The organism is Gordonia liuliyuniae, assembly GCF_021738805.1.
Lineage (GTDB): Bacteria > Actinomycetota > Actinomycetes > Mycobacteriales > Mycobacteriaceae > Gordonia > Gordonia liuliyuniae.
Map to the genome: position 1 here is coordinate 478,372 of NZ_JAKKOR010000001.1, position 24,083 is coordinate 502,454.

27 protein-coding genes are annotated in these 24,083 nt (G+C 66.0%); 19 read left to right on the top strand and 8 right to left on the bottom strand.

Features of this window, described 5'->3' with window-relative positions; translation table 11 throughout:
- Positions 1-74 precede the first annotated feature (74 nt).
- Complete coding sequence (gene serS, locus L5G33_RS02190) at positions 75-1,331, bottom strand: serine--tRNA ligase (RefSeq protein WP_236996491.1); 1,257 nt, start codon at positions 1,329-1,331, stop codon at positions 75-77.
- A gap of 75 nt (positions 1,332-1,406) precedes the next feature.
- Between serS and L5G33_RS02195 the strand changes: the two genes are divergently transcribed.
- Positions 1,407-2,711 (top strand): septum formation family protein, encoded by a 1,305-nt coding sequence (locus L5G33_RS02195; protein ID WP_236996492.1) that lies wholly within the window; start codon positions 1,407-1,409, stop codon positions 2,709-2,711.
- Between the two features lie 6 nt (positions 2,712-2,717).
- The gene (locus L5G33_RS02200; protein WP_236996493.1) at positions 2,718-3,068 is read left to right on the top strand and encodes a metallopeptidase family protein; all 351 of its coding nucleotides are present in this window, start codon (positions 2,718-2,720) and stop codon (positions 3,066-3,068) included.
- Between the two features lie 4 nt (positions 3,069-3,072).
- Here L5G33_RS02200 and L5G33_RS02205 read toward each other — a convergent pair whose 3' ends face one another.
- Positions 3,073-3,720, bottom strand: coding sequence for a histidine phosphatase family protein (locus L5G33_RS02205; protein ID WP_236996494.1), 648 nt, complete (start codon positions 3,718-3,720; stop codon positions 3,073-3,075).
- Position 3,721: 1 nt separating this feature from the next.
- Positions 3,722-4,645 (bottom strand): prephenate dehydratase, encoded by a 924-nt coding sequence (gene pheA / locus L5G33_RS02210; protein ID WP_236996495.1) that lies wholly within the window; start codon positions 4,643-4,645, stop codon positions 3,722-3,724.
- Positions 4,646-4,812: 167 nt separating this feature from the next.
- Between pheA and L5G33_RS02215 the strand changes: the two genes are divergently transcribed.
- Complete coding sequence (locus L5G33_RS02215; RefSeq protein ID WP_236996496.1) at positions 4,813-5,574, top strand: DUF2470 domain-containing protein; 762 nt, start codon at positions 4,813-4,815, stop codon at positions 5,572-5,574.
- Between the two features lie 56 nt (positions 5,575-5,630).
- Positions 5,631-6,398: a CPBP family intramembrane glutamic endopeptidase gene (locus tag L5G33_RS02220; RefSeq protein ID WP_236996497.1), complete on the top strand. Its 768-nt coding sequence runs from the start codon at positions 5,631-5,633 to the stop codon at positions 6,396-6,398.
- Positions 6,399-6,701: 303 nt separating this feature from the next.
- Here the strand turns inward: L5G33_RS02220 and L5G33_RS02225 are convergent, their stop codons facing one another.
- Both L5G33_RS02225 and L5G33_RS02230 read right to left on the bottom strand, forming a co-directional pair.
- Positions 6,702-7,349: a TetR/AcrR family transcriptional regulator gene (locus L5G33_RS02225; protein ID WP_236996498.1), complete on the bottom strand. Its 648-nt coding sequence runs from the start codon at positions 7,347-7,349 to the stop codon at positions 6,702-6,704.
- A gap of 15 nt (positions 7,350-7,364) precedes the next feature.
- Positions 7,365-8,972 (bottom strand): MBL fold metallo-hydrolase, encoded by a 1,608-nt coding sequence (locus L5G33_RS02230; RefSeq protein WP_236996499.1) that lies wholly within the window; start codon positions 8,970-8,972, stop codon positions 7,365-7,367.
- A gap of 125 nt (positions 8,973-9,097) precedes the next feature.
- Between L5G33_RS02230 and L5G33_RS02235 the strand changes: the two genes are divergently transcribed.
- The 5 genes from L5G33_RS02235 to L5G33_RS02255 all read left to right on the top strand — a co-directional run bounded on the left by L5G33_RS02235 (position 9,098) and on the right by L5G33_RS02255 (position 13,745).
- Positions 9,098-9,853 (top strand): lysophospholipid acyltransferase family protein, encoded by a 756-nt coding sequence (locus tag L5G33_RS02235; protein ID WP_236996500.1) that lies wholly within the window; start codon positions 9,098-9,100, stop codon positions 9,851-9,853.
- A gap of 18 nt (positions 9,854-9,871) precedes the next feature.
- Positions 9,872-10,648, top strand: coding sequence for a lysophospholipid acyltransferase family protein (locus L5G33_RS02240; RefSeq protein WP_236996501.1), 777 nt, complete (start codon positions 9,872-9,874; stop codon positions 10,646-10,648).
- Between the two features lie 26 nt (positions 10,649-10,674).
- Positions 10,675-11,484: an HAD family hydrolase gene (locus L5G33_RS02245; protein WP_236996502.1), complete on the top strand. Its 810-nt coding sequence runs from the start codon at positions 10,675-10,677 to the stop codon at positions 11,482-11,484.
- A 120-nt stretch (positions 11,485-11,604) separates the two neighbouring features.
- Positions 11,605-12,522 (top strand): alpha/beta fold hydrolase, encoded by a 918-nt coding sequence (locus tag L5G33_RS02250; protein WP_236996503.1) that lies wholly within the window; start codon positions 11,605-11,607, stop codon positions 12,520-12,522.
- 38 nt (positions 12,523-12,560) lie between these two features.
- On the top strand, positions 12,561-13,745 hold the full coding sequence (locus L5G33_RS02255; RefSeq protein ID WP_236996504.1) for a thiolase family protein: 1,185 nt from the start codon (positions 12,561-12,563) through the stop codon (positions 13,743-13,745).
- Positions 13,746-13,825: 80 nt separating this feature from the next.
- Here L5G33_RS02255 and L5G33_RS02260 read toward each other — a convergent pair whose 3' ends face one another.
- On the bottom strand, positions 13,826-14,638 hold the full coding sequence (locus L5G33_RS02260; RefSeq protein WP_236996505.1) for a FadR/GntR family transcriptional regulator: 813 nt from the start codon (positions 14,636-14,638) through the stop codon (positions 13,826-13,828).
- Positions 14,639-14,892: 254 nt separating this feature from the next.
- Between L5G33_RS02260 and L5G33_RS02265 the strand changes: the two genes are divergently transcribed.
- Positions 14,893-15,792, top strand: a complete 900-nt coding sequence (locus L5G33_RS02265) for a DUF2889 domain-containing protein (protein ID WP_236996506.1) — start codon at positions 14,893-14,895, stop codon at positions 15,790-15,792.
- On the opposite strand, the gene L5G33_RS02270 is transcribed toward L5G33_RS02265, so the two are convergent.
- Entirely contained in the window at positions 15,768-16,457 is a 690-nt protein-coding gene (locus tag L5G33_RS02270; protein WP_236996507.1) for a TetR/AcrR family transcriptional regulator, read from the bottom strand. The two genes, L5G33_RS02265 and L5G33_RS02270, sit on opposite strands and share 25 nt — an antisense overlap.
- A 142-nt stretch (positions 16,458-16,599) precedes the next feature.
- Between L5G33_RS02270 and L5G33_RS02275 the strand changes: the two genes are divergently transcribed.
- Genes L5G33_RS02275 through L5G33_RS02295 form a run of 5 tightly spaced genes read left to right on the top strand, consistent with a single transcriptional unit; the run spans position 16,600 to position 20,294 of the window.
- Positions 16,600-17,736: an amidohydrolase family protein gene (locus L5G33_RS02275; RefSeq protein ID WP_236996508.1), complete on the top strand. Its 1,137-nt coding sequence runs from the start codon at positions 16,600-16,602 to the stop codon at positions 17,734-17,736.
- Between the two features lie 7 nt (positions 17,737-17,743).
- The gene (locus L5G33_RS02280; protein ID WP_236996509.1) at positions 17,744-18,958 is read left to right on the top strand and encodes a thiolase C-terminal domain-containing protein; all 1,215 of its coding nucleotides are present in this window, start codon (positions 17,744-17,746) and stop codon (positions 18,956-18,958) included.
- Positions 18,958-19,383 carry a Zn-ribbon domain-containing OB-fold protein gene (locus L5G33_RS02285; protein ID WP_236996510.1) on the top strand — a complete coding sequence of 142 codons (426 nt, stop codon included), beginning with the start codon at positions 18,958-18,960 and terminating at the stop codon, positions 19,381-19,383. The genes L5G33_RS02280 and L5G33_RS02285 overlap by 1 nt, the downstream gene beginning before the upstream one ends.
- Before the next feature lie 36 nt (positions 19,384-19,419).
- Positions 19,420-19,644, top strand: coding sequence for a hypothetical protein (locus tag L5G33_RS02290; RefSeq protein ID WP_236996511.1), 225 nt, complete (start codon positions 19,420-19,422; stop codon positions 19,642-19,644).
- Positions 19,641-20,294 (top strand): PaaI family thioesterase, encoded by a 654-nt coding sequence (locus L5G33_RS02295; protein ID WP_236996512.1) that lies wholly within the window; start codon positions 19,641-19,643, stop codon positions 20,292-20,294. Before L5G33_RS02290 ends, L5G33_RS02295 begins: the two co-directional genes overlap by 4 nt.
- A 60-nt stretch (positions 20,295-20,354) precedes the next feature.
- Here L5G33_RS02295 and L5G33_RS02300 read toward each other — a convergent pair whose 3' ends face one another.
- Positions 20,355-21,266: an acyl-CoA thioesterase gene (locus L5G33_RS02300; protein ID WP_236996513.1), complete on the bottom strand. Its 912-nt coding sequence runs from the start codon at positions 21,264-21,266 to the stop codon at positions 20,355-20,357.
- Between the two features lie 117 nt (positions 21,267-21,383).
- Here L5G33_RS02300 and L5G33_RS02305 point away from each other — a divergent pair, with 117 nt between their 5' ends.
- The 4 genes from L5G33_RS02305 to L5G33_RS02315 are packed head-to-tail and all read left to right on the top strand — an operon-like array spanning position 21,384 to position 24,078.
- Complete coding sequence (locus L5G33_RS02305; protein WP_236996514.1) at positions 21,384-22,409, top strand: TIGR03617 family F420-dependent LLM class oxidoreductase; 1,026 nt, start codon at positions 21,384-21,386, stop codon at positions 22,407-22,409.
- Positions 22,409-22,705 (top strand): enoyl-CoA hydratase/isomerase family protein, encoded by a 297-nt coding sequence (locus L5G33_RS19210; protein WP_265742363.1) that lies wholly within the window; start codon positions 22,409-22,411, stop codon positions 22,703-22,705. Before L5G33_RS02305 ends, L5G33_RS19210 begins: the two co-directional genes overlap by 1 nt.
- Complete coding sequence (locus L5G33_RS02310) at positions 22,675-23,226, top strand: enoyl-CoA hydratase/isomerase family protein (protein WP_265742364.1); 552 nt, start codon at positions 22,675-22,677, stop codon at positions 23,224-23,226. The genes L5G33_RS19210 and L5G33_RS02310 overlap by 31 nt, the downstream gene beginning before the upstream one ends.
- Positions 23,227-23,271: 45 nt before the next feature.
- Positions 23,272-24,078: an enoyl-CoA hydratase gene (locus tag L5G33_RS02315; RefSeq protein WP_236996515.1), complete on the top strand. Its 807-nt coding sequence runs from the start codon at positions 23,272-23,274 to the stop codon at positions 24,076-24,078.
- Positions 24,079-24,083: the final 5 nt, after the last annotated feature.

Genomic DNA, 24,083 nt, shown 5'->3' on the forward strand with positions numbered 1-24,083 from the left:
ACCGACGGCACCTGAAAACCGTCTGGGACACTCGTCCGACCGAATGCGCTGACGGGTGGGTCAGCCGGTCGGCGTCACTTCCGAGTCAGTACGTCGACACCGACGAATCGGGCCAACTCCTCGGGCAGCTTCACGGTGCCGTCGGGCTGTTGGTGGTTCTCCAGGATGGCGACCAGCCACCGGGTTGTGGCGAGCGTGCCGTTGATCGTGGCCGCGGTCTGCGGTTTACCGTTCTCGTCGCGGTAGCGGACCTGCAGGCGACGCGCCTGATAGGTGGTGCAATTCGAGGTCGACGTCAGCTCGCGATAGGTGTTCTGCGTCGGAACCCAGGCTTCGCAGTCGAACTTGCGGGCCGCGGAACTGCCGAGGTCGCCGCCTGCGACGTCGATCACGCGGTACGGGACGTCGATCGCGGCGAGCATGTCCCGCTCCCAGGAGAGGAGACGCTCGTGCTCGGCTTCGGCGTCCTCGGGCTTGCAGTAGATGAAGCCTTCGACCTTGTCGAACTGGTGGACGCGGATGATGCCGCGCGTGTCCTTGCCGTACGAGCCCGCTTCGCGTCGGAAGCACGTTGACCAGCCGGCATACCGCCTCGGTCCGCCGTCGAGGTCGAGGATCTCGTCGGCGTGATAACCGGCGAGCGGTACCTCGGAGGTGCCGACGAGATAGAGGTCGTCGGCTTCGAGCCGGTACACCTCGTCGGCGTGCGCGCCGAGGAACCCGGTGCCCTGCATGACTTCGGGCCGCACCAGTACGGGCGGGATCATCAGGGTGAAGCCGTTGGCGGTCGCCTTCGCCGCGGCCATGTTCAGGAGGGCCAGCTGCAGCTGTGCGCCGAGGCCGGTCAGGAAGTAGAAGCGCGACCCGGACACCTTGGCGCCGCGTTCCATGTCGATCAGCCCGAGGTGCTCACCGATCTCGAGGTGGTCCTTCGGACTCTCGATCGAGCGCGGTTCGCCGACGTGCTCGAGGACGATGTAATCGTCCTCGCCGCCCGACGGGGTCTGCGTCGACACGATGTTCGAGATCGCGCGCTGGCACGTGGTGGCAGTCTCCTCGGCATCCTTCTGCCGGGCGATCGCCGCCTTGACTTGGTCGGCGAGTGCCTTGCCGCGGGCCAGTAGCTCGGCCTTCTCGTCGCCGGACGCCTTGCCGACCAGCTTGCCGAGCGACTTCTGCTCGGTGCGGAGCGCATCGGCTTCGGCGATCGCCGCACGTCGATCGACGTCGGCTTGCAACAGCCGGTCGACGAGTTCGGGGTCTTCGCCTCTGGTTCGCTGCGACGCGCGGACGAGGTCGGGATCTTCACGCAGGATCTTCAGGTCGATCACCCTTGGAAGCCTACCTGGGCGTGTTCACGGCCCGGGGGACGACATAGCCGAGGCCGACCAGGCATGATGGAGGTGATGACTTCTGACAGCGACCGACCGGGAGACGGCGACGAATCGTTGCCGCAGGATGCTGACGCCGACTCGGTGTTCGACGCTGCCGATGAGACGGCGGCCGACGACACCGCTGACGACGGTCAGCACTTCAGTGATGCCGCGTACGTGAACGACGAGTACACCGACGACGAGTTCCCGGACGACGAATACACCGACGACGACGAGTTCCCCGAGGGTGACCCCGGCGAGGACGACACCCACTCTGTGACCGGGCGCCCACGGCATCGGATGCTGCTGATCTTGGCGGCGATCCTCCTCGGAGCAGTCGCGGCGGGCGGCGTGCTCCTGGCGCGAGGCGGATTCGCTGACCACGGCAGTGTCGGGTCGACGGTGATCGGCGAAGGCAACGCGCTCGTCGAGAACGACTTCACGCGCTCGGAACCCGGCGACTGCCTTCAGTGGGACGACACCGACGTCGGGGAGCCGACCCTGACCGACTGTGCCAAGCCGCACCGGTTCGAGGTCGCGGGCGCGCTCGACACGGAGACGTTCCCGACGTCGGAGTTCGCTGAGGACGCGCCGTGGCCCGGTCCGGAACGCTTCGGCACCATCCGCGACGAGAACTGTCCGGCCATCGTCGACCGGTATCTCGGCGGCGGGCTCGACCCGCAGGGACGATTCGCCTCCGGGCTGATGTTTCCGTCGAAGGTCCAGTGGGAGAAGGGTGCGCGCGTGCTGCGCTGCGGCATCGAGCAGCCGGGCGCCAAAGGGGTCCAGGAGCAGTTCGCCGGGCGCGTCGGCGACATCGACCAGTCGTTCACCTGGCCGGTCGGCACGTGCGTCGGGATCGACAAGGCGACCCGGCAGGCGACGAGCGACGTCGTCGACTGCTCGGAGCCGCACGCCTTCCAGACGACGGGCGTCGTCGATCTGACACAGCGTTTCGGCGGGCGGGACTCCGGAAAGGCGTGGCCTAGCGCGCGCGACCAGAACGAGTATCTGACGAAGATCTGTCCCACTGTGACCAACAAGTTCTTCGGCGGCTCGTCGAAGTTCGACGACACCACGCTCAATGTGCAGTGGTCGGTGATCTCGGAGGTCAGCTGGCTCACCGGCAGCAGGCGCGTGGTCTGTTACACGGCGCTGCCCGACCGCGGCGGTTTCGCGACACTCGTCGGCGACGCTCGTGAGCAGGTGCTGATCAACGGTCGAGTCCCGGTGCCTCCGGAGAAGGGGCCGCCCGGACGTTCGGTCGGCTCCCCGGTTCCGTTGCCGCCCGGCTACAACCCGGACAGTCGGGAGATTCCCGCGCCCGCGGCGGGATGACACCGGATGCCCGTATCGATGTCAAACCGACGGTTCGAGGAACTCGTCGGTGACGCTCTCGACCTGCTGCCGTCCGAACTCACCGACGCGATGTCGAACGTGGTGATCCTGGTCAACGCGCAACACCCGGACGATCCGACGATCCTCGGGCTGTACACGGGCGTCTCGCTCACTGAGCGCACCAATGAGTACTCAGGCTTCCTGCCGGACACGATCGAGATCTTCCGCGAGCCGCTCCTGGCGATGTGCTCCACAGCGGACCAGGTACGCCACGAAGTGGCGGTCACCGTGCTGCACGAGGTCGGCCACCATTTCGGCATCGACGACCGGTGGCTGCACGCGAACGGCTGGGGCTGAATTCTCAGCCCATCGGGTCTGCGGGGCTCCCGTCGCCTGCGGGCAAGTCGGCGGTGCCCCACTGGGTGACCGTCCAGCCGCTGTCACCGGACTCCAGGACGATGGACCCGGTGTTCGGGAGGAAGTTCTTGAGCGCGAACTCCGAGTCGATGCCGGACAGGTGGGCGGCGATCAACCGGATCGCGGCGCCGTGCGAGACGAGGTAGACGTCCCGTCCCTCACCGGTCACGTACTTCGTGGTGAGCTCGTCGACGACCGGGAGATAGCGTTCGTGCAGCATTTCCAACGATTCGCCGCCGGGCAGCCGGGCGTCGAGTTCGCCGTGATGCCAACGGGTCACGACGTCGTGGAACACTTTGTGCGACTCGGTGTCGGTCTTCCCCTCCAGGTCACCGACCTGGACTTCGTGGACGCCGTCGACGGCGACGGTGTCGGCCTCCCAGACCGACGCGATCATGTCGGCGGTCTGGCGCGCACGGTGCGCGACCGAGTGGGCGAGGACGGCGGGTTTCCCGTCCGGATGCTCCAAACCGAATCGCACACCTTGGCGGGCGCCGAAATCGGTGAGCGACGCGCCGGGGAGTGCGGTGTCGAGGATCCGCATGACGTTGGATGTGGTCTCGCCGTGTCGGACCAGATGGAGCCGGGCCATGTCAGTCCTCTCCTTGCAGCAGGTTCGCGAACCACTCGTGGGACTCGTGGTGGTCGGGCGGTTCGGCCGCGGTGCCGCGGTCTTTCGGCCATGATCCCAGATAGACGACGTTCTCAGCGGTCCGGTGCAGCGCACGCAGCGCCTCGCCGACGGCGGCGTCGTCCACGTGTCCGCACGCGTCGAGATAGAAGCGGTACTGGCCCGGAGCGCCCGCGCCGCGCGGGCGCGACTCGATGCGAGTGAGGTCGACGCCCCGCATCGCGAACTCGTTCATTGCTGACACCAGGCTGCCCGGGGTGTTGGGGAGGTCGAGGATCACACTGGTGCGGTCGGCTCCGGTCGCCTGCGGCGGCGGTCCGGGCGGCCCGAGGAGAAGGAAGCGGGTGACGGCGTCGTCGGCGTCGGCGACGCCGTCGGCGAGGGTGACGAGGCCGTGGAGTGCGGCGGCGGCAGCCGTCGTCACCGCCGCATCGGCGCGACCGGCTTCGACGTCGGCTGCGGCGCCCGCATTCGACGTCGCGATCACGAACTCCGCGTTCGGGAACCTCTCGGCGACGCTGCGGCGGACCTGCGCTGCGGCCACCGGGTACGCCGCGATCGTGGCGACCGCGGCGTCGGCGAGAGGTTCGCGAGCGGCGACTCGGAAGGCGATATCGAGGGCGACTTCCGCGTAGGCCTGCACGCGAGTCTGTCCGCGGTGGGGGACCAGCGCGTCCATGGTTGCCGGGACGGCGCCTTCCAGTGAGCTCTCGATGGGCACACAGCCAAAGTCGGCGTCGCCCGCTCGGACGGCGGCGATCACCGCGAGTGGGCTTCCCAGTGCGCGCTTGTCGGCGGAATCGGCGTCGGAGCGGGTGGTGAGGATCGCGTCGAGAGCCATCTCGGTGAAGGTGCCTGCGGGACCGAAGTAAGCGAAGACTGGCACGTCTCCACAGTAGTCGAGAGACGGGGGGGTCGAGCGACGCGGCCATTGTGCTCGAGGTGAACCGAAGCATTGACGCACATCCATCCGGGAACTAGGTTAGGCATACGTAAGTTAGGGTTACCTATATCGCCGAGGTTCGGTGCACGAGAAGAATGCTGGAGGATCCCATGGCCACGATCGTTGCCCCTTGCGACGCCGAAATGATCCAGACGGCCTGCCGCCGAGCACGGGGCGGAACCCTCTCCGTCGACGGGGCCGCGTCGGCCGACGCGTGCGACGAGATCTCGATGATCCACCTGTTCGAAGGCGACGCGTTTCTGCTCATCAACGACGACGCACCGGCGCTCGCTGTCGCGGGGGGTGACGGTGAGCGCAGGTGCGTCGTCGAGGTGATCGACTGCGCCCCACTGCAATTGCGTGAACGTGTTCGGGCGCTCGTGTGGTTGACCGGGGGGTTGCACGAGGTGCCGACGGACCTGCAGCGCGAATTGGCCGTCGAGATCGCGGGGGACCACCCCGACGAACGGCTGCTTGACGTCGGACACGGCTACTCGATGGTCCGCATGGCGTTGGAGACGGCCGTCATCGCCACCTCGATCGGCGCCGGCGCGGTGGCCGTCGACGAGCTGGCCTGCGCTGAGCCCGACGTGTTCTGGGCGTACGAGAACGACTGGCTCGCCCATCTCGAGTCCGACCACGCCGACCTCGTCCACCAGCTGGCGCTCCGGATCCCGGCCGCGCTGCGGTCCGGGCGTGTCCGACCGCTTCGACTCGACCGCTTCGGCCTGACCTTCCGTGTCGAGACCGCCGACTCCGACGTGGACGTTCGCCTCCCGTTCAGCCGCCCGGTCGGCCGGGTCGCCGACCTCTCGGCCGCCCTCCACGCGCTCGCCCTGCATCCGGAGCTCGACCGCCAGTCCTCCCACTGACCGCCGCTCACCGCGGAGGCGGGGCCTCCCGAGTCGAGATCCCCTAACCTGGCACGGTGCAGGTGAATCGAGTCGACGACCCCCGAGAACGGCGGGCGATCGTCGTCGAGATAGTTCTGGTCGCGATCTTCACCTTCGGGTTCTCCGGGCTGTCCGCGATCCTGTCCCTGATCGAGATGTGGGTCGGCGCGGGTGTCGCGGAGACGACCGTCGCGCTCAATCCGGAGACGTCGTCCCATGTGGCGATCGATGTGGCGCGTGAGCTTATGCGGATCGTGAAGCTGTTCGCGATCGGAGCGCTCGGCGTGTACCTGCTGTGGCGCAGCGGATTCCGTCCGTCGGCATGGGGGATCGGCCGACCGACCGGTCGAGATCTGCCTCCCGGACTCGGGCTGGCCGCCCTGATCGGGCTGCCCGGACTCGCGCTCGTCGCCGCGGCGTCCGCGTTCGGATTCAACGCGAGTCTCGTGCCCGCATCGGACGACGCCCCGTGGTGGCGCATCGTGCTGCTGTGTCTGGTCGCGGTCGGCAACGCTGTCGCCGAAGAGGTGATCGTCGTCGGCTATCTGATGGTGCGGTTGAAGCAACTCGGTGTCCGCGACGGTGCGAGCCTCGCCGTGTCGTCACTACTGCGCGGCTCGTACCACCTGTATCAGGGTGTCGGCGGCGGGCTCGGCAACGTCGTGATGGGGCTGGTGTTCGGCCGCTGGTATCAGAAGACGAGCCGTCTGTGGCCGCTGATCGTCGCGCACGGGACCATCGACATCGTCGCGTTCGTCGGCTATGCGCTGCTCAGCGATCATCTCGGTTGGCTGGGGCTGTGAGGCGTGCACCCGGAGTGTGAACGGGGAAGCGCGGCACAGGGCCGAGTGGGCGGACCAGCTCTGTCCTGTGCCGCGCTCCAGCGATCCGAGTAGCTCCCTCCCAAGAGCCCCGATTCCACCCGGATCGAGCCTGATAGGCCGTCGGTGGAACCCCCTCGACGGCCGCGCGTGTGAGACTCAATAGTCTCACTTCGCTGTAAACGTATCACGAGGTTACCCTTACCGCTACGACCGTCATCGGCTCGAACGGCCCCGGTACGGATTTCACGTGTGACGAACGCACGGCGTGTGACCGCCGAGGCGTCAGGTGGTCTCCTCGTCGGCCGCGAGCCGCAGCAGCATGTCGGACAGCAGGTCGATGATCTCGCTGCGGTCCGGCCGTTGCTCCGACGTCGCCCACCGATGGACCACCGCGATCAGCGAGCCGATGAACGCCGTCGCCCGATAGTCGATCGTTCGACACGGCGAGTTCGGCAGGCTCGCGACCACGTCCGCGATGTACCCAGCCCAGTCATCGCGTCCGGCGACCCGATGCTTCTCCATCGTCTCGGAGATGCCACCGACCTCGACGAACAGACAGCGCACAAGCCGTGGATCAGTGGCGACGGCGTCGATGTACGCGGCGATCGCCGCATGCGCGACGACGCTCAGATCAGAGCGGTCCGCAGCGCGTACGGCCTCCGTGACGCGCTCGCGCGTCATTTGCTGGATGACGTCGTAGATCTCGGTCATCAGATCTTCGCTGCCCGAGAACTCCTCGTAGAACTGTCTACGCGACAGTCCGGCTTCGGTGCACAGCGCCGAGATCGTCACCCGTGCGAAGCCGACGGTGCCGAACAGTTCGACGCCGGCCTCGTGAAACCTGGCCCGCCGGTCGGCGCGGCGATCGGCGAGCGACCGGCCGCCGTACGATCGGGCGGCTTCGCCCGGCCTGGGTGAGCGGCCGGTCACGGTGTCCTCATCGACTCATGACTCCGCTCGCTCCGAGCGCAATTCGTGCCCCTTGGAGGTCAAACAGCGTCCGCTCGGCAGATCCCACTGCCACCCGTGAAGGTTGCAGGTCAGTTTTTCGCCTTCGACGACGCCGAACGCGCTGAGGTCGGCCTTCAGATGCGGACAGCGTCGCTGGATCTTCCATCCGTCCAGTTCGATCGAGGCCTCGTCGTCGTGCGCCTCGTTGAACCAGCCGTCCGCGTACGCGATCCGCTCGTCGGTCAGGCACTTGAAGAACGTGTACAGGTACTCGTTGTAGCCGCCGATGCGCCACGTCGTGAACCGTGTCGACAGGAAGATCGTGTTGACCCAGTCCGGCTCGTCGTCGCGCAGCACCGTGCGGACCAGCTCCGCCGCGATCCGGAATCCGTAGCGGTACTTGCCGTCACCGTCCTCGGCCATGCGGACGGTCCGGGCGGGGAAGTCGAGAACGAACGTCTGCACGTCCGGCCCCTTCGGATCGCTCCCTTCCGGGAAGACCACGAGTCCGACGGGGTATCCGATGCCGTCCGAGATCAGATCCGACGCCGCCATGATCGGCTCGAACAGTGCCTTCAACTGGGGGAGGAGCGGTTCGCCGTCGGCGGGCGCCCACGTCGCCTTCTCTGCTGCGATGATCGGCGCGAACTTCTCCTTCATCGAGTCGAGGTATGCCTTCTTGCCTTCGCCGAAGATCTGCTCGGGCGGGTACGGGTGCGACAGTTCGAGGAGTTCGTCGCCGCGGAAGTCGGCTGCCGAACCCGACACCATCATCAGGCCGCGGTGACGGATGCCGTCGTCGGTGCCGTGGATACGCATCTGCTCCAGGAAGTCGGCCTGGTCGGGGAAGATGCTCGCCTTGTCGGCGTCGCTGCCGGTGTTGAAGTCGTTCAACGAGTACAGGTCGTCGTCCAGGAACATCGGCGGGCCCGCGGACGGGACCACCCAGGTGGCGTCGACCTGTTCGATGTACGAGCGCGCCCGGTCCATGCCGCGCTGGCGTTTCTGCATCGCGAAGTTGGCCTTCGACTTGCGGGGGATGTCGTAGACCATCGGGTACCAGATCGCGCCCGAGTACTGGAGGAGGTGGACGTCGACGCGACCGAACTGTTCGCGCACCACGTCGAGGTCGACGGGCCGAGCATCGTTCATGTTGAAGCAGACCGTCTCGCCGTCGTCGACGATCAGGCCGGAGTCGCCGATCGGGCCGTCGGCCGGCGCGCGCAACGCGATGATCATGACGTCCAGGTCGCCCTTGGGTCCGGAGAGGCGATGCTTCGTCGAGTCGTCGGTCTCCAGGAACTTCGTGAACCCTAGCCGCTCCAGTTCGCGCTTGAGATCCGGCACCGGGTAGTCCGGCAGCAGGACCGTCGCGTCCTTGTTGACGTTCTCGACCAGGTTCTTCTCGTCGAAGTGATCCCGGTGGAGATGCGAGACGTACAGGTAGTCGCAGTCGCCGATGGCTTGCCAATCCAGTTCCGTGTTGTCCGGGAACGGGATCCACGACGCGAAATAGGCCGGGTTCACCCAGGGGTCGCAGACGATGGAGCCTGCCGCGGTCTGGATGTGGAAGCCGGCGTGGCCGATGCTCGTGATCTGCACGGGGCTGGTGCCTTTCGATGGGGACTGCTACCCGGCCAGCTTATCGCCGCGACGCACCGCATTTCCTGTCGGCGGGTCCGCAGGCGGTACGTCATGGGTCACAAGTCCCGGCTACGATCACCCGTATGGAACCCGTGTACGCGTCAGTCGTCTCCACCGCTCGCATGCTGTGGCTCGCGCAGGGACTCAAACTCGACATCTCGGGGGTCGAGAACGTGCCAGCCGACGGGCCCGGCGTCGTCGCGTTCAACCACACCGGATACCTCGACTTCACGTTCGCGGGAATCCCCGCGTTCCTGCAGGGGCGACGCTACGTCCGCTTCATGGCGAAGAAGGAGGTCTTCGACAACCCGGTGGGCGGCCCGATCATGCGGTCGCTCAAGCACATCCCCGTCGACCGCGGGAACGGTGCGGAGAGCTACCAGGCTGCGGTCGACTACCTCAAGCGCGGTGAACTCGTCGGTGTCTACCCGGAGGCGACGATCAGCCGGAGTTTCGAACTCAAGGGTTTCAAGAGCGGTGCTGCCCGAATGGCTCTCGAATCAGGTGCACCGCTCATCCCGACCATCGTGTGGGGTGCGCAGCGGATCTGGACCAAGGGGCATCCGCGGAACATGGGGCGCAGCGGCGCGAAGATCATGGTCGGCGTGAGCGAACCGATCCAGCCGGAGGGCACCCCCGCGGAACTGACCGCACGCTTGCACGAGTCGATGCGCGCCAAGCTCACCGAGCTGCAGGATACGTATGGCCCGTACCCTCCCGGCGAGTTCTGGGTTCCCGCCGCCCGCGGCGGTGGAGCACCGACGCTCGAGGAGGCGAACGCGATGGACGTCGCCGACGCCGAGAAGAAGGCACGCAAGCGCGCCGAGCGCGAGGACTGACCGAGGAGGTTCACGGCGATGGAGCCCGTGTATCGGACCCTCGAGATGATTGCCGCAGCCATCCGCGCGGTGCAGGGGACCCGCCTGCGCTTCGACGGACTGGACAACATCCCGGACGGCGGTGGCGTGCTGGCGATCAACCACACCGGGTACGCAGACTTCCTTCCCGTCGGCCTCGCTCTGCGCGAGCGCGGTCGACGGGCACGTTTCCTGGTCAAGTCCGAGGTGATGGACCTGGCTATCATGAGGTTCCTCGTCGCCCACACCGGCAGCGTCCCCGTCGACCGGTCGGCCGGATCGGAGGCGTATCGCGCAGCAGTCGAAGCACTGACGCACGGTGAGCTCGTCGCCGTCTACCCGGAGTCGACCATCAGCCGAAGCTTCGAACTCAAGGAGTTCAAGACCGGAGCCGTCCGGATGGCCGTCGAAGCAGGCGTCCCGGTGGTCCCAGTGATCGTGTGGGGCGCTCAACGCCAGCTCAGCAAGGGCGCGAAACGCAGAATCGGCCGCACGCATATCCCCATCCATGTGGCATTCGGACGACCGGTGATGTTCGACGGCGGCGAGGTGGCAGGCCAACTCAGTGCGGACGGGGCGACGCGTCGGCTGCACGAGGTGATGGTCGCCCAACTGCACTGCGTCCAAGATGGGTATCCGGATGCACCGGCGGGCGCCGACTGGTTGCCCGCACGACTCGGCGGCAGCGCCCCGACACCAGAGGAGGCTCTCGTCATCGAAGACGCGGAAGCTCAGGAGAAGGCCGCGCGTCGCGCGGCGAAACGGCAGGGCGAGTGAGCGGCGCGAGGTTCGGTCCTCCCACGATGATCGCGTCCGACGTCGACGGCACCCTCATCGACGATCGCAATCAGATCACCCAGCCGACGGTTGACGTCCTGGTGCGGGCCGCCGACGCGGGCGTCGAACTGGTGCTGTCGACGGGGCGCCCGCCGAGGTGGATTCCCGAGATCGCCGAGCAACTCGCCGCGACGCCTGCCGCCGTGCGGTACGCGGTCTGCGCCAACGGCGCGATCGTCTACGACGTGCGCGAGGATGCCGTGCTGTTCGCCGCCGAACTCGGACCCGACGTGCTGGAGTCGCTGCGCACGGTGTGCACCGAACTCGTCCCGGGCTGCGGTCTGGCCGCCGAGCGGGCGGGCACCGTCGAACACGACGCGGCGACTCCCTCGTTCGTGTCGTCGGCGGGGTACGAGCACGCCTGGCTCAATCCCGACCACGTGGAGGTCGCCGACCACCATCTCACCGAGCTGCCCGCGGTGAAGCTGCTCGCCCGCAAGCCCGGCATGAGTTCGCATGAGATGGCCGCGCTGATCACCCCGCACATCGGCGATCTCGCCGAAGTCACCTTCTCCATCGACACCGGGCTCATCGAGCTCTCGGTGCCCGGAGTCCACAAGGCGTCCGGTCTGCAGTGGCTGCTCGCCAACACCGACGTCGCGGGGTCGTCCGTCATCGCGTTCGGCGACATGCCGAACGATGCCGAGATGCTCCGCTGGGCCGCCCACGGCGTCGCCATGGGCAACGGCGACCCGGTCGCTCTCGCCGCCGCCGACGAGATCGCAGGAACCAACGCCGATGACGGCGTGGCTCGGGTCCTCGAACGCTGGTTCTGAGGGCAGTTCTGGGTGGATTCGTCACTTCGTTTCGTCGCCCGTTCGACGAGCGTCCTGGTCTGCCGCACTGTGTCGGAGGCACGACACCGATCTTAGTAGATTAATCAGTAAACTGTATCTATGGAGACAGCTAGAGGTGCCGCGTCGGGTGCGAAGGACGGCGTGTGCCTTCGTCGATCGCTTGAGGTCGACGGCGCTGAGATCCGCTATGACGTCAGAGGGTCTGGCGACCTGACTCTGGTGCTCGTCCATGGACACCAGGCTCATCACGCGTGGTGGCACAGTGTCGAACGAGAACTGTCCGCCAATTGGCGCGTTGCGTTGCTCGATCTGAGCGGCCACGGCGACAGTGGTCATCGCGACAGCTATGGCGGTGACGTCTGGGTTCGCGAGGTGCTTGCCGTAGTGGAAGCGTCGACGGATGATCGAGTCGTTCTCGTCGGACACAGTATGGGCGGCCGGATCGCCCTCGCGGCGGCTGCCGCCACGCGTTCATCGCGGATTTGTGGCGTGATCATGTTCGACAGTGCGGTTCCACTGGACGGGCCGCCGCGCGTCAAGCCGTGGGATCCCGACCGTGCACCGCGCCTATTCCAGTCGCGCGAAGAGGCGACGGCACGCTTTCGGTTGATGCCCCCGCAGCCTGAGGTGATGCCGGAAATATGGGGACCGTTGGTCGGCCGCTCGATTCGAGAGGTCCCCGGAGGTTGGACGTGGAAGCATGACCAGCGCGGACTGCCCGCGTTCGTCGACGAATTCGGTGACAGTCTGAACGCAGTCGATATCCCGGTCAGCTACATGTGGGGCACCGAGAGTCGAGTCGTCGGTCCGGCGACGGTCGACTATATCCGGGCGAATTTTACGGTCGACCAGATCTCAGTGGTGGAGATGCAGGGCGTCCATCATCACATGATTCTCGAGGCCCCGGCTCGGTGTGCCTTTCTCGTCGATCGCTTTGTCCGAGGCCTGGTCGCTGAGCGCGGCGGCGATATGGATGCCGAAACTCCGGCATTGCCCCGGCCGCGGTCAAATGGTTGAATTAGATAACTGTTACCCACCTAGGCAAGGAATAACTCATGGCTACAGCTGTCATCGTCGACATCGTTCGCACCGGCTCGGGTAAAGGAAAGTCCGGTGGTGCGCTCTCGGGTATCCATCCAGCTGAGATGTTCTCCCAGGTCATCCGACAGCTCGTCGATCGCAACGGCCTCGATCCGGCACTCGTCGACGATGTGATCGCCGGCTGCGTCGGGCAGGCCGGCGATCAGGCGTTGAACATCGCTCGGACCGCCGTGCTCCATGCAGGGTTTCCCGAGTCTGTGCCCGGTACGACGATCGACCGCCAGTGCGGCTCCAGTCAGCAAGCGGCGCACTTCGCGGCGCAGGCCGTCATCGCGGGAGCCCAGGACATCGTGATCGCAGGCGGCGTTGAGTCTATGAGTCGCGTCCCGATGGGCGCTGCCGCGTTGCCCGGCACCAATCCGCACGGCCCGCTGGCGCAGCGCTACCCGGACGGGTTGGCGCACCAGGGCATCGGAGCGGAACTCATCGCCGCGCGCCGGAAGATCGATCGGGCGGCGCTCGACGCGTTCTCGGCACGCTCACATGCCAGGGCCGCCGCAGCGTTCGCCGACGGCTCCTTCGGCGACGAGATCGTGCCCGTCACGCTACCTGACGGATCGGTCCACACGAGTGATGAGACCGTCCGTCCGAGCACAGGAGCCGAAGGGTTGGCAGGCCTGAAGCCTGTGTTCGTCAACGACGAGTTCTCGACGCGGTTCCCGGAGATCGACTGGGTGATCACGCCGGGTAACTCGTCACCACTCACCGACGGAGCCTCTGCGGCGCTCATCATGAGCGAAGAGAAGGCTGCCGAACTCGGACTCAAGCCTCGAGCGCGGTTCCACACCTTCGCGGTCACCGGCTCGGACCCCCTGGTAATGCTCGACGGGATCATCCCGGCGACGCAGAAGGCGCTGGCGAAGTCAGGACTGTCCATCGACGAGATCGACGCGTACGAAGTGAACGAGGCGTTCGCGCCGGTGCCGCTGGCCTGGGCGCAGGAGTTCGGCGCAGACGAGGCGAAGCTGAATCCACGAGGCGGCGCCATCGCGCTCGGGCATCCGCTCGGCGGCTCCGGAACACGACTGATGGCCACCATGGTGAACTACCTCGAAGCGACAGGCGGACGGTACGGACTGCAGACGATGTGCGAGGGCGGCGGGATGGCGAACGCCACAATCATCGAACGTCTCGGATAGCGCGCGCTACCAGGGTGGTTCGTGCCGACGGCGCACGGATCATCCCTGGCTTTGGCGTATCGGGGCGGAAGGCTTGCCGATCACTCGAACAGGTCGACGAGCGGCATGTCTTTGGGATCGAACAGGAACGCCGACTTCTTGGCCGCAGCCATGTGAGCGCGCCACTGCTGCTCCGCGGCGTCAGCGTCCCTGGCCTCGATGAGCCGGACCATCTTCCGGAAGGATTGGAGGAGACGCTTCAGGTTCGGCTCGACGAATCGATCCCGCCTCATTCCCTGCGAGATGGATCGAGTCAGGTGGGTCTGTGCGATGTCTGCCAGAACGGCGCCCTGGACCGCCAAGGTGGTGTTGCCGCAGCGCTGCATCAGCAATTCGTGAAACCGGTACGCGGCCTCACTCCATCGCGATATGTCGGTGACAGTCTCGGGGCCCGCCTCGATCAAGGCGGCGAGACCGTCGACGACCACATTGAGGTCGGCGAGGTCCTGTTCGGTACGGATCTCGGCCAGCATCCGAGCGCACACTGGTTCGGTGACCTCGCGGGCGTTGTACACGTCCTCGAGTGTTGTCCCCTGGAGCTGCAGGAGCAGGCCGACGTGTCGCGCAGCGACCATCGGGTCGGGTGCAAGCACCTGGGCGCCCCCGCGTGCCCCTCGCCGTACTCGAATGAGGCTCTCGGCTTCGAGGATGCGGAAGGCTTCACGAAGGGTCGGGCGGGACACGCTGAACTGTTCCATGAGCCCGACCTCGGGCGGCAGTGTTTCGCCTGCGGTGAGTTCGCCTCGAACAATCTGTCGGCGCAGGTGGCTGGCGATCAGTTCGGCGGTCTTCGGGGCGCGCATGGCGGTACCGACCTGGGTCTTCGCCGGTTGTGTCGATTCTGCGGCAGTCATGCAGATGATCCTAACTTTCTCACTACTGCGCTCGACGCCGGTCGGGCGTGGAGGCGTGGAGGCGTGGAGAGTGGGGCGCACCTCGTTGTACGTTTAAATCATTCTACTGATACCGAGGTGATGAGATGGACCAGTCCGAGAAGCGGAACAGTGAAGCGATCGCCGCGTCTGATCCGCGCGTGCGAGTACGTGGTCCGCGACCGTCCGCGCCGGCACGTCGGCCGCGATCGGTCCGTCGCACCAGCACGATCGATATGACCTGGACTGACGGGTGGGGCACCGAACTGCACCTCGACGGTCGAGGTCGTGACCTGGCGACTGGCGGGGACATGTCGACAGACGTGCTCGCCGCCAGTCGGATGGTGGTCGACGTGGATCCGATGCGGCAGATTCGGCGCATCAAGACCATTCCCGAGCGCGAAGGCCTCAGTCGGCTCGTGGGGACCGGCTCGGGCAGCGGATATCGTACGCGGCTCGCTGACGCGGTGTCGACGCTCGTGGGCTCAGATCCGGTCGATCTCCTTCTCGATGACGTACCGGGAGCCACGTTGGTCTCGGGTTTCGCTTTCGCGCAGTGGTTTCCGATCGAGGAGTTGCTTGCGAGTGCCTCCAAGGGGGCGGGTGCCGGCCGCTCGATGGAGGGGATCTGTACCGGCTTCATGCCGGGGTCGAGTGGCCTGGCTCCCGACGGGACGTCGCGATGGACGCACCGCACGCGGCCGGTGGAACCGCTTGGCTCCGGCTCGGACCATCGTGCATGGCATGAGCTCCCGGAGATCACCGAGGTGTCGATGCGTCGCGCACGGCGCATCGACGTGTGGCGCGAGGATTCCGTCGTATATGTGGACGCGATGTTTCAGGACAGCTCCACTCGGCCCGCGGGTGGACGGATCGCAGTGCATGAGTATGCGTTGACCGCCACAGTCGACATGCGCACCGGGCGGTTGACGTCGGTGATTCCGGAGCCGCACGTCCTTCCGTATGCCGAGTGTCCGCTCGCCGTGCTCAATGTCGACAGGCTCCTCGGGGTTCAGACGCGGGAGCTACGGACCGTGGTGCTGGACGAACTGCAGGGCGTCGCCGGATGCACCCATCTCAACGACGCGCTCCGAGCTCTCGCCGATATCCCCTACCTCGTCGGTCGGCTCTCGTGAGCCTCGCGGTCGGCCACTAGCCGTTCGGTCTCGGGCGAGACGGGAGCGGTGAGCAGGCCGACCCAGGCGTCGATGAAGTTGCTCAACTGCACCTCGCTGATCGGATGTCCCGCCCTGGCCTGTTCGCCGAGGAGGTTCAGAATGCTGTTGTACAGCTGAAACGTCCGCCCTCGCCACAGGCGGTCCGGCATGTCGACGACGGCGGCGTCGACGAGGGTCTCGACCATATCGGAGGTCCAGTCCCGAAGCTCCTCGGGCCAATAGTCCTTGGTGGCACGGGGATTCTCGCTGAGTCGTGCGAGAAACGGGACGAACATCGCGCCCGCGCGGATCGATTCGACGAGCGGGCGTACGACAACCCAGACGATCGTGCGCGGCTCGTGTTCGCTCTCGGTCGCGCGCGCGTCGGCCAGCAGATCTGTGCGCCGTCGGTCGAGGTCGATGCTGCGCCACCGTATGAGAGCTTGGACCAGCCCCAGCTTGGATCCGAAATGGTAGGAGATCACCGATACATTCGACTGGCCCGCCGACTCCTGGATCTCTCGCATCGTCACGCCGTCGATGCCGCGTTCGGCGAACAGTCGCTCCGCCGCCTGCATGAGAGCGACGCGGGTCGCCTCTCCCGCCGCATGCGCTCGTCTGGCCACCGTCGGCCCCCTATCCATCGTTGTCGTCCCTGGTCAGTGTGCCACCGAAAAATCTAATGGAAAAGTCTTAAAAAGTCTTGACCTCAATCCGTTAGATGAATAGTCTCTTTGTATAAGGGTTCGCGTCCGGTGGACCCGTCGAAGTGTTGGAGGTATGCACATGCCCAAGATGTGGACGAACTCAGGTGACTCGCATTTCCTCGAGCCCGACGACGTGTGGTCGTCGCGGCTGTCGAAAGAAATGGCAGACCTCACCCCGAAGTCGGAGAAGGATCCGGACGGCGAGTATGAGACCGTGTCGGTCGACGGCCAGACCTTCCGTCGCAAGCTGCCGACGTCTGCTGCTGTCCAGTTCGTCGAGGAGAGCCACAAGCCGCAGGGGGTCCGCGACCCCCACGCACGCCTGGCCGACCTGGACAAGGAAGGCGTCTGGGGTGAGGTGATCTTCCCGAGCCTCGGGATGTGGGCGTCCACGTTCCGTACCCCTGAACTGCTTCAGGCGTGCATGCGTGCGAGCAACGAGTACGCGCACGAGGAGCTCGCTCCGGTGTCCGATCGATACGTGGTGACCGGACAGGTGTCGACGCTGCGCGTCGAGGATGCAGTCAGCGAGATCGAATGGCTGGCCGAACACGGCTTCAAGGCAGTGTTCCTACCGACCACGCCGCACCCGTCCGCACCCGACTGGCATCGTAACGACTGGGAGCCGTTCTGGGACGTCTGCGATAAGGCGAACATCGTCCCCGCGTTCCATATCGGTACCGATCCCGTCGACATGACGGCCGGCGGTGCAGGCGTCGTGTACCGGGGGCCGGGCGGGGCCATCATGAACTACACCGAGACGACGTTCTCCGGTCAGCGTGCGGCGATGAAGCTGGTCGCGTCGGGTGCGTTGGACCGTCATCCGAACCTGCGGGTCCTGATCTCCGAAGGCGGAGCGACCTGGATTCCGTTCCTCGGCGACCGGCTGCTCGAGGGATACCGTCAGCACCAGCAGGCGGTCCGGCCCAAGCTGAGCCGGGATCCCAAGGAGATCCTGATGACGCAGGTGTACGCGTCGTTCCAGCACGACGAGACCGCCGTCGCCGCGAACGAGGCGATGGGCTACACCAACGTGATGTTCGGTTCGGACTACCCGCATATGGAGGGCACGTTCGGTCACACTCAGAAGACGCTCGAAGGTCTGTTCGCCGACGCGAAGCCGGAGACCACCAAGCGAATCACCCAGGGGGCGTTCTACGAACTGTTCCCCGACGTCCCGCCGGTGCCCGAGAGCACCGACTGCATCGAAGCCTGAGGCGCAGATGGCTCAGATGAGTGGGCTCCGCGACGTCGCGATCGTCGGCGTCGGAGCGACCCCCTATTATAAGCGGGGCGAAAGTTGGCCCCAGACGACGACGCAAATGGCGTGTGAGGCGATTCTCGCCGCGTGCGAGGACGCAGGCGTCTCAGTCAAGGAGATCGACGGATTCGCTTACTATTCCGGAGCAGGCGCGGGATACGGCGAGAAGATGGACACCGCCGACTTCATGGAGACCCTGGGCATCCCCGAAGTCACCTTCACCGCGTCGCTCACGTCCGGCGGCGGGGGGTCGGCGGGGGCCATCGGGCTCGCCCGGGCGGCTATCGTAGCCGGCGATGCCACCATGGTCGTCACAGTCATGGCGCTGCAGCAGGCCAAGCAGCGATTGGGGACAGTGTTCGCCGCTGTCGCGCCCGATCCGGTGAACTCGTTCATCCAGCCGAGTGGTCTGGCCGGGCCCGGCCACCTGATGTCCGTACTCGCGCGTCGCCACATGCATCTGTACGGGACGCGCCGCGAAGCGTTCTGCGAGATCGCGATGAGCGAGCGGCAGAACGCGCAGAACCGCCCCAAGGCGCGGTTCCACGGAGTACCGATGACGAAGGACGACTACTTCTCGGCGCGGATGATCGCCGAGCCGCTCTGCCTGTTCGACTTCTGCCAGGAGACCGACGGCGCGGTGGCGGTCCTCACGACGACCACCGAACGGGCGCGCGACCTCAAGCAGAAGCCGGTTCCGGTCGTGGCCGTCGCACACGGCGGTACCAAGGACTGGGGCCGGGCGTTCGCGTGGATGGGTATGCCCGACGAGTACTTCGCGTCGGCCGGGAACAAGCCGATTGCCGATCGCCTCTATCGGCAATCCGGACTCTCGCCGTCGGACATCGACGTCGCGCTCCTCTACGACCACTTCAGTCCGATGGTCCTGATGCAGTTGGAGGACTACGGATTCTGTGAGCGCGGCGAGGGCGGTGCTTTCGTCGAGTCAGGGGCGATTCGTTACTCGCCGACGCCGAGCAAGGGGGCCATCCCGGTCAATACCCACGGTGGGCAGTTGTCCGAGGCGTACATCATCGGGATGACCCACATCCTCGAAGGCGTGGAGCAGATGCGCGGAACCGCGATCAACCAGGTGACGGACGCCGACCACGCCCTCGTCACCGGTGGGCCCGCCTCGTTGCCGGTGTCCGGCATGATCCTTGGAAGGGACGACTGATGACGCTGGCAACAGCTCTGCCCGGCGAGACCGTGCAGATCACGATGAATCCGGTGACGGAGCCGTTCTGGGAGGCAGCGAAGGACAAGCGCCTCGTCGCTCCCCAGTGCTCCCAGTGCGGAACCTTCCGGCTGCCACCGACGCCGTATTGTCCCGAATGCCAGTCGACGGAGGTCACGTGGACCGAGTTATCCGGCGAGGCGGAGGTGTACAGCTTCGCTGTCGTCCACGGCTTCCCGGGACTGCCCGACGTGACATTGGTCCCCGTGGTGGTGGACCTCCCGGATGCGCCCGGTGCTCGACTGATCAGCAATATCATCGATATCGATCCGGACGACGTCACGATCGGTATGAAGCTGCGCGTGGACTTTCACCCGATCACCGACGGCTGGATGCTCCCGGTGTTCCGTGCCGCCTCGAACTGATCGAACCGATATGGGTCGACTGACAAGGAGTGAATCATGAGTGATCACGACGAAGACAATTCTCTGCACGAGAAGCCGCTCGAGTTCATGCAGTCCATCGCGAACACCGGTGGCACCTGCGACGGGCAGGCGATCATCCCGTCGGACGACGGTACGCACTACGACTGCTGGTGTTCATGCGGCGAGTGGCGGATCGAGACGACGACGACCGAAGAGGGACTGCACGCGGCGAGGGCGCATACCGGAAGCGTTTCGGCTTGACCGCCGAACGTGCCGAGGCGAGTGTCGCCAAGGTCCTATCCGACACCGGCGAGCGACCGTGGCGGTCGTCGGACCTGCACGGCGGTGACGAGTACAGTGCGACGTATGAGGATCTGACCCACGCTCTCGGCGATTTTCTCGACAGGCTGGCCGAAGCCAGGCCCGACACGGAACTCATCGAGTCGATGACGGAGTCGCTGGCCGGTTGGGCGCGAGAACTGGGTCCACTGGCGGTCCGCGAGCGAGACCGAGTCTTCGGTCGTCGGACCGACCTCGCGAGCCGGGGACAGACGATGTCGCCGACGATCGAACTCGCTGAGATCTCCGACGATTCAGCGAGCGGGACCGTGTACTTCGGCTCGTACTTCCTCGGTGGGAATGGCGCAGTGCACGGCGGAGCCATCCCACTTATGTTCGACGAAATTCTCGGACGTCTTGCGAATGCGAGCGGGCGTCCGCCGCAACGTACCGCGTACCTGCACACCGACTACCGGTCGATCACGCCGGTTGGGCGAACGCTCGGTGTGCGGGCGTGGCTCTGCAGCGAAGACGGGCGTAAACGCATTCTGAGGGCGACCATCCATGACGGTGAGACGCTGTGCGCCGAAGCCGAGGGGTTGTTCGTGGCGCTGAAGCCCGGGCAGCCCTGAGCATCGCTCTCGACGGAGACGGACTCGCGTCCTGCCTACGGGCGGGGACGCGAGTCCGTTTCATCTAGCGGGTCGGATCAGCCCCTCCTGAACGGTCGTCGCGCACAGCCGTCCCTGTGTATCGAAGATTTCTCCTCGGCAGAGTGCACGGCCGTTGCCTGCCCAACGGGACGACTGGTCGTACAGGAACCAGTCGTCGACCGACAACTGCGCATGGAACCAGATTCGGTGGCTGAGTGTCGACATCCGGACGGTGTTCAAGTCGATCTCGGTCGCATGTGAGCCGAGCGCTGTCGCGATCAGCAAGACGTCGGAAAGGTACGTGAGAGCTCCGGCACGATCGGCCGCCGACTCGCTGATGGCGCGTCGCGCGCGTAACCAGACGCTTTGGGTTGGAGCGGTGTCCTGCCCGCGTGCCAACGCCGCACGCAGCGGCAACTCGGGAAACCGTGCCTCGACGTCGAGGCTGCCGAAGAGCCACTGGGCCCATCGTGTGCTGTCGACGTCGTCGGTCAAGAGGTCGACGACTGGGGGCAGCGAGGTGGGTGCGGGTGCGTCGAGGGTGGGGATCTGGTGGGTCAGTCCGGTGTCGTCGCGTTGGAAGGATGCGGTCATGGTGAAGATGACCCGGTGGTTCTGGATGGCGTGGACGTGTCTGGTGCTGAAGGATCCGCCGTCGCGGGTGGGCTCGACGGTGAACTCGACGGGCGCTGTGGTGTCCCCGGGGAGAAGGAAGTGCATGCTCGCCGAGTGGATCTGGCGGTCGATGGCGACGGTGTGGTGGGCGGCGAGGACTGCTTGTCCGGCGACTTCGCCGCCGAATGTCCGCGTTGAGGGTCCCGGATGGATGCCGCCGCGGAACCGTAGCGGGGCCACCTGGGTCAGGGCGATCCGCTCGGTGATGGACGGAATCTGAGGGACAGTCGGAGAGTCAGTCATCGACGGAATCGGAGCGTCCTTCTGCCAGTTCATATTGATTAGCTTAATCAGTAATCTAATTAAAGTATAGTCGAGCCGAACGCCGAAGCAGGTCCGAAGCTTGCGGGCGGCCAGGCTCCGCCGTCTGTGGAGCAAAGACGAGGAGGACGCATGAAAGTCGGTATTCCACTTGGCTCGCTCGACGGGGCACTCTCCGACGTGCCTGAGCGAGCAGCGGCTGCCGAGACCGCCGGATTCGACAGTGTGTCGTTCAGTGAGGTCAAGTCGGATCCGATGCTGCACCTGACGGTCGCTGCCGGGGCCACACACCGAGTCGACTTGCTGACGAACATCGTGGTCGCGTTCGCCCGCTCGCCGATGATGCTCGCGGTCCAGGCGCGAACACTGCAGGAATACAGCGGCGGACGGCTGGTCCTCGGCTTGGGAAGTCAGATCAAACCGCACATCGAGCGCCGATTCTCCATGCCGTGGAGCGCACCGGCGCCGCGTATGGCCGAGTTCGTGTCGGCGATGCGGGCGATCTGGCACGCGTGGTCGACTGGTGACCCGCTGGACTTTCGCGGAGAGTTCTACACCCACACGCTGATGACTCCGATGTTCTCCCCCGCAGGCGATGTCCCGGACCCCGCCGTGTTACTCGCCGCGGTCGGGGAGCAGATGACCGAGACCGCAGGACGAGTCGCGGACGGCATCCTCCTGCATCCATTCTCAACCGAGCGATACATCCGCGACGTCACACGACCGGCGCTAGAGCGCGGCCGGGCGAAGTCGGCGGGGCTCGGTCCCGTCGAGATCGTCGGATCCACCTTCGTCGTCACCGGCGAGACCGAGAAGGAGGTGGCGGCCTCGGCCGCCGCAGTCCGCGGCCAGGTGGCCTTCTACGGATCGACTCCGGCGTATCGGGGCGTGCTCGAACTCCATGGGCTCGGTGATCTCGGCGCCGAGCTGACCAGGCTGTCGAAGATGGATGCGGACGGCAGGTGGCAGCAGATGGCCGACCTCATCGACGATGAGACGTTGGACCTGTTCGCGGTGACGGGGACTCCTCGCGAGGCCGCAGCATCGCTGCGCCAGCGAGCAGGCGGCTGCGTCACCCGATACGAGATCAACAACATCGGCATCCGATCGCCTCGGATGCAGGCGGAAGTCGCCGCGGCGTTACAGGAGCTGCAGTGATGCTCATCGTCGAAGATCACGGGCCGCGTGCCAGGGTGCTCAGACTCGATCGGCCCGACTCGCTCAACGCGATGACTGTCGACCTGGTCGACGCGCTGCATCGCGAACTCGATGCACTCGCCACCGATCGTGACGTCTCGGTGGTCGTCCTGACAGGGCAGGGTCGCGGCTTCTGCGCGGGGCTCGACCTCAACGGATACGGCGGCGAGGACCGCGTGCCAGGCGATGCTGTTCGGCAGACAAGGTGGGGCCCATCCACTCAAGCATGGCGTCGCAGGTGCACATCGCTTCGCTAGTCCAGAAGATTCGCCGGCTGCCGCAGGTCTTCATCGCCGCGGTCAACGGCGCTGCGGCCGGCGGCGGACTCGCGTTGGTCTGCGCCTGCGACATCCGCCTCGCAGTCGAGTCCGCAGTGTTCGCGGTGTCGTTCATTCGTGTCGGTTTCTCCGGATGCGACATCGGTACGTCCTGGATGCTGCCGCGGCTGGTGGGTGCGGGGCGGGCCCACGAATTGATGTTGACCGGCCGTCGTTTCGATGCGGCCGAGGCGCTTGAGATCGGCCTCGTCGCTGATGTCGTCGCAGACGACCGCCTATGGGGCCGCGTCGACGAAGCCGTCCAGGCGCTATCGGCGGCTCCACCGATGTCGCTGGCGCTGACCAAACGCGGAATGTGGCTCGCGCTGGAGACTCCTGCGTTCGACACCGCGGTCGAGATGGAGAATCGCCAACAGGTCCTGACAGCGGCCACGGAGGATCAGAGCGAAGCGATGAACGCGTTCGTAGCCGGGCGCACGCCGCGGTACACGAACAGATGACCGCGGCGCGGCTGCAGACGATCGAAACGATTGAAGGAGACGAGCGTGACCACTGAGATCGATACGAACGAACCTGTACTTCTGGTGGAGCAGCACGATGCTGTCCGACTGTTGACCCTGAACCGACCGTCGGTTCGCAACGCGTTGAACACCGATCTGATCCACCGCTTGCGAACGGCTATCGCCGACGCCGACGCCGACGATCGGGTCGACGTCGTCGTGCTCACCGGATCGGGCGACGCCTTCTGCGCGGGACTGGATCTTCGGCAACTCGGCGGCACCGGGGCCAACGCCGAGCACATCTCCGCCGACACCATTCCGGTCGGCCACCCCTGGACGCCGATACGTAAACCGGTCATCGGTGCGGTCAACGGCCCGGCGATCACCGGTGGGCTCGAGATCGCCCTGGCCTGCGACTTCCTCATCGCCTCGGACCGCGCGAGATTCGCCGACACTCATTCCCGCGTCGGTGTCCTGCCCGGCTGGGGGCTGACCACTCGGCTCCCCGAAGCCGTCGGCGCAGGATTCGCCCGCCGTATGAGCATGACCGGCGACTTCGTCGACGCCGCCGGAGCGCTCCGCGTCGGACTTGTCACCGAGGTGGTGCCTCACGACGAACTCGTGCCGACCACGCTTCGGGTCGCGTTCGCCGTGGCGCAGAACGATCAGCAGGGTCTGCGCACCCTGCTGGCCTCATACCGCCGTGCGCACGCGCACATCATCGACCCGGCCCTTGCCGCGGAGAACGCCACTTCGGTCGCCTGGATGCGGGGATTCGATCCGGCCACCGTCGCGGAACGCCGCGCCTCGATCGTCGAGCGCGGTCGCGATCAGAACAAGGACGTCCAGTGACGCTC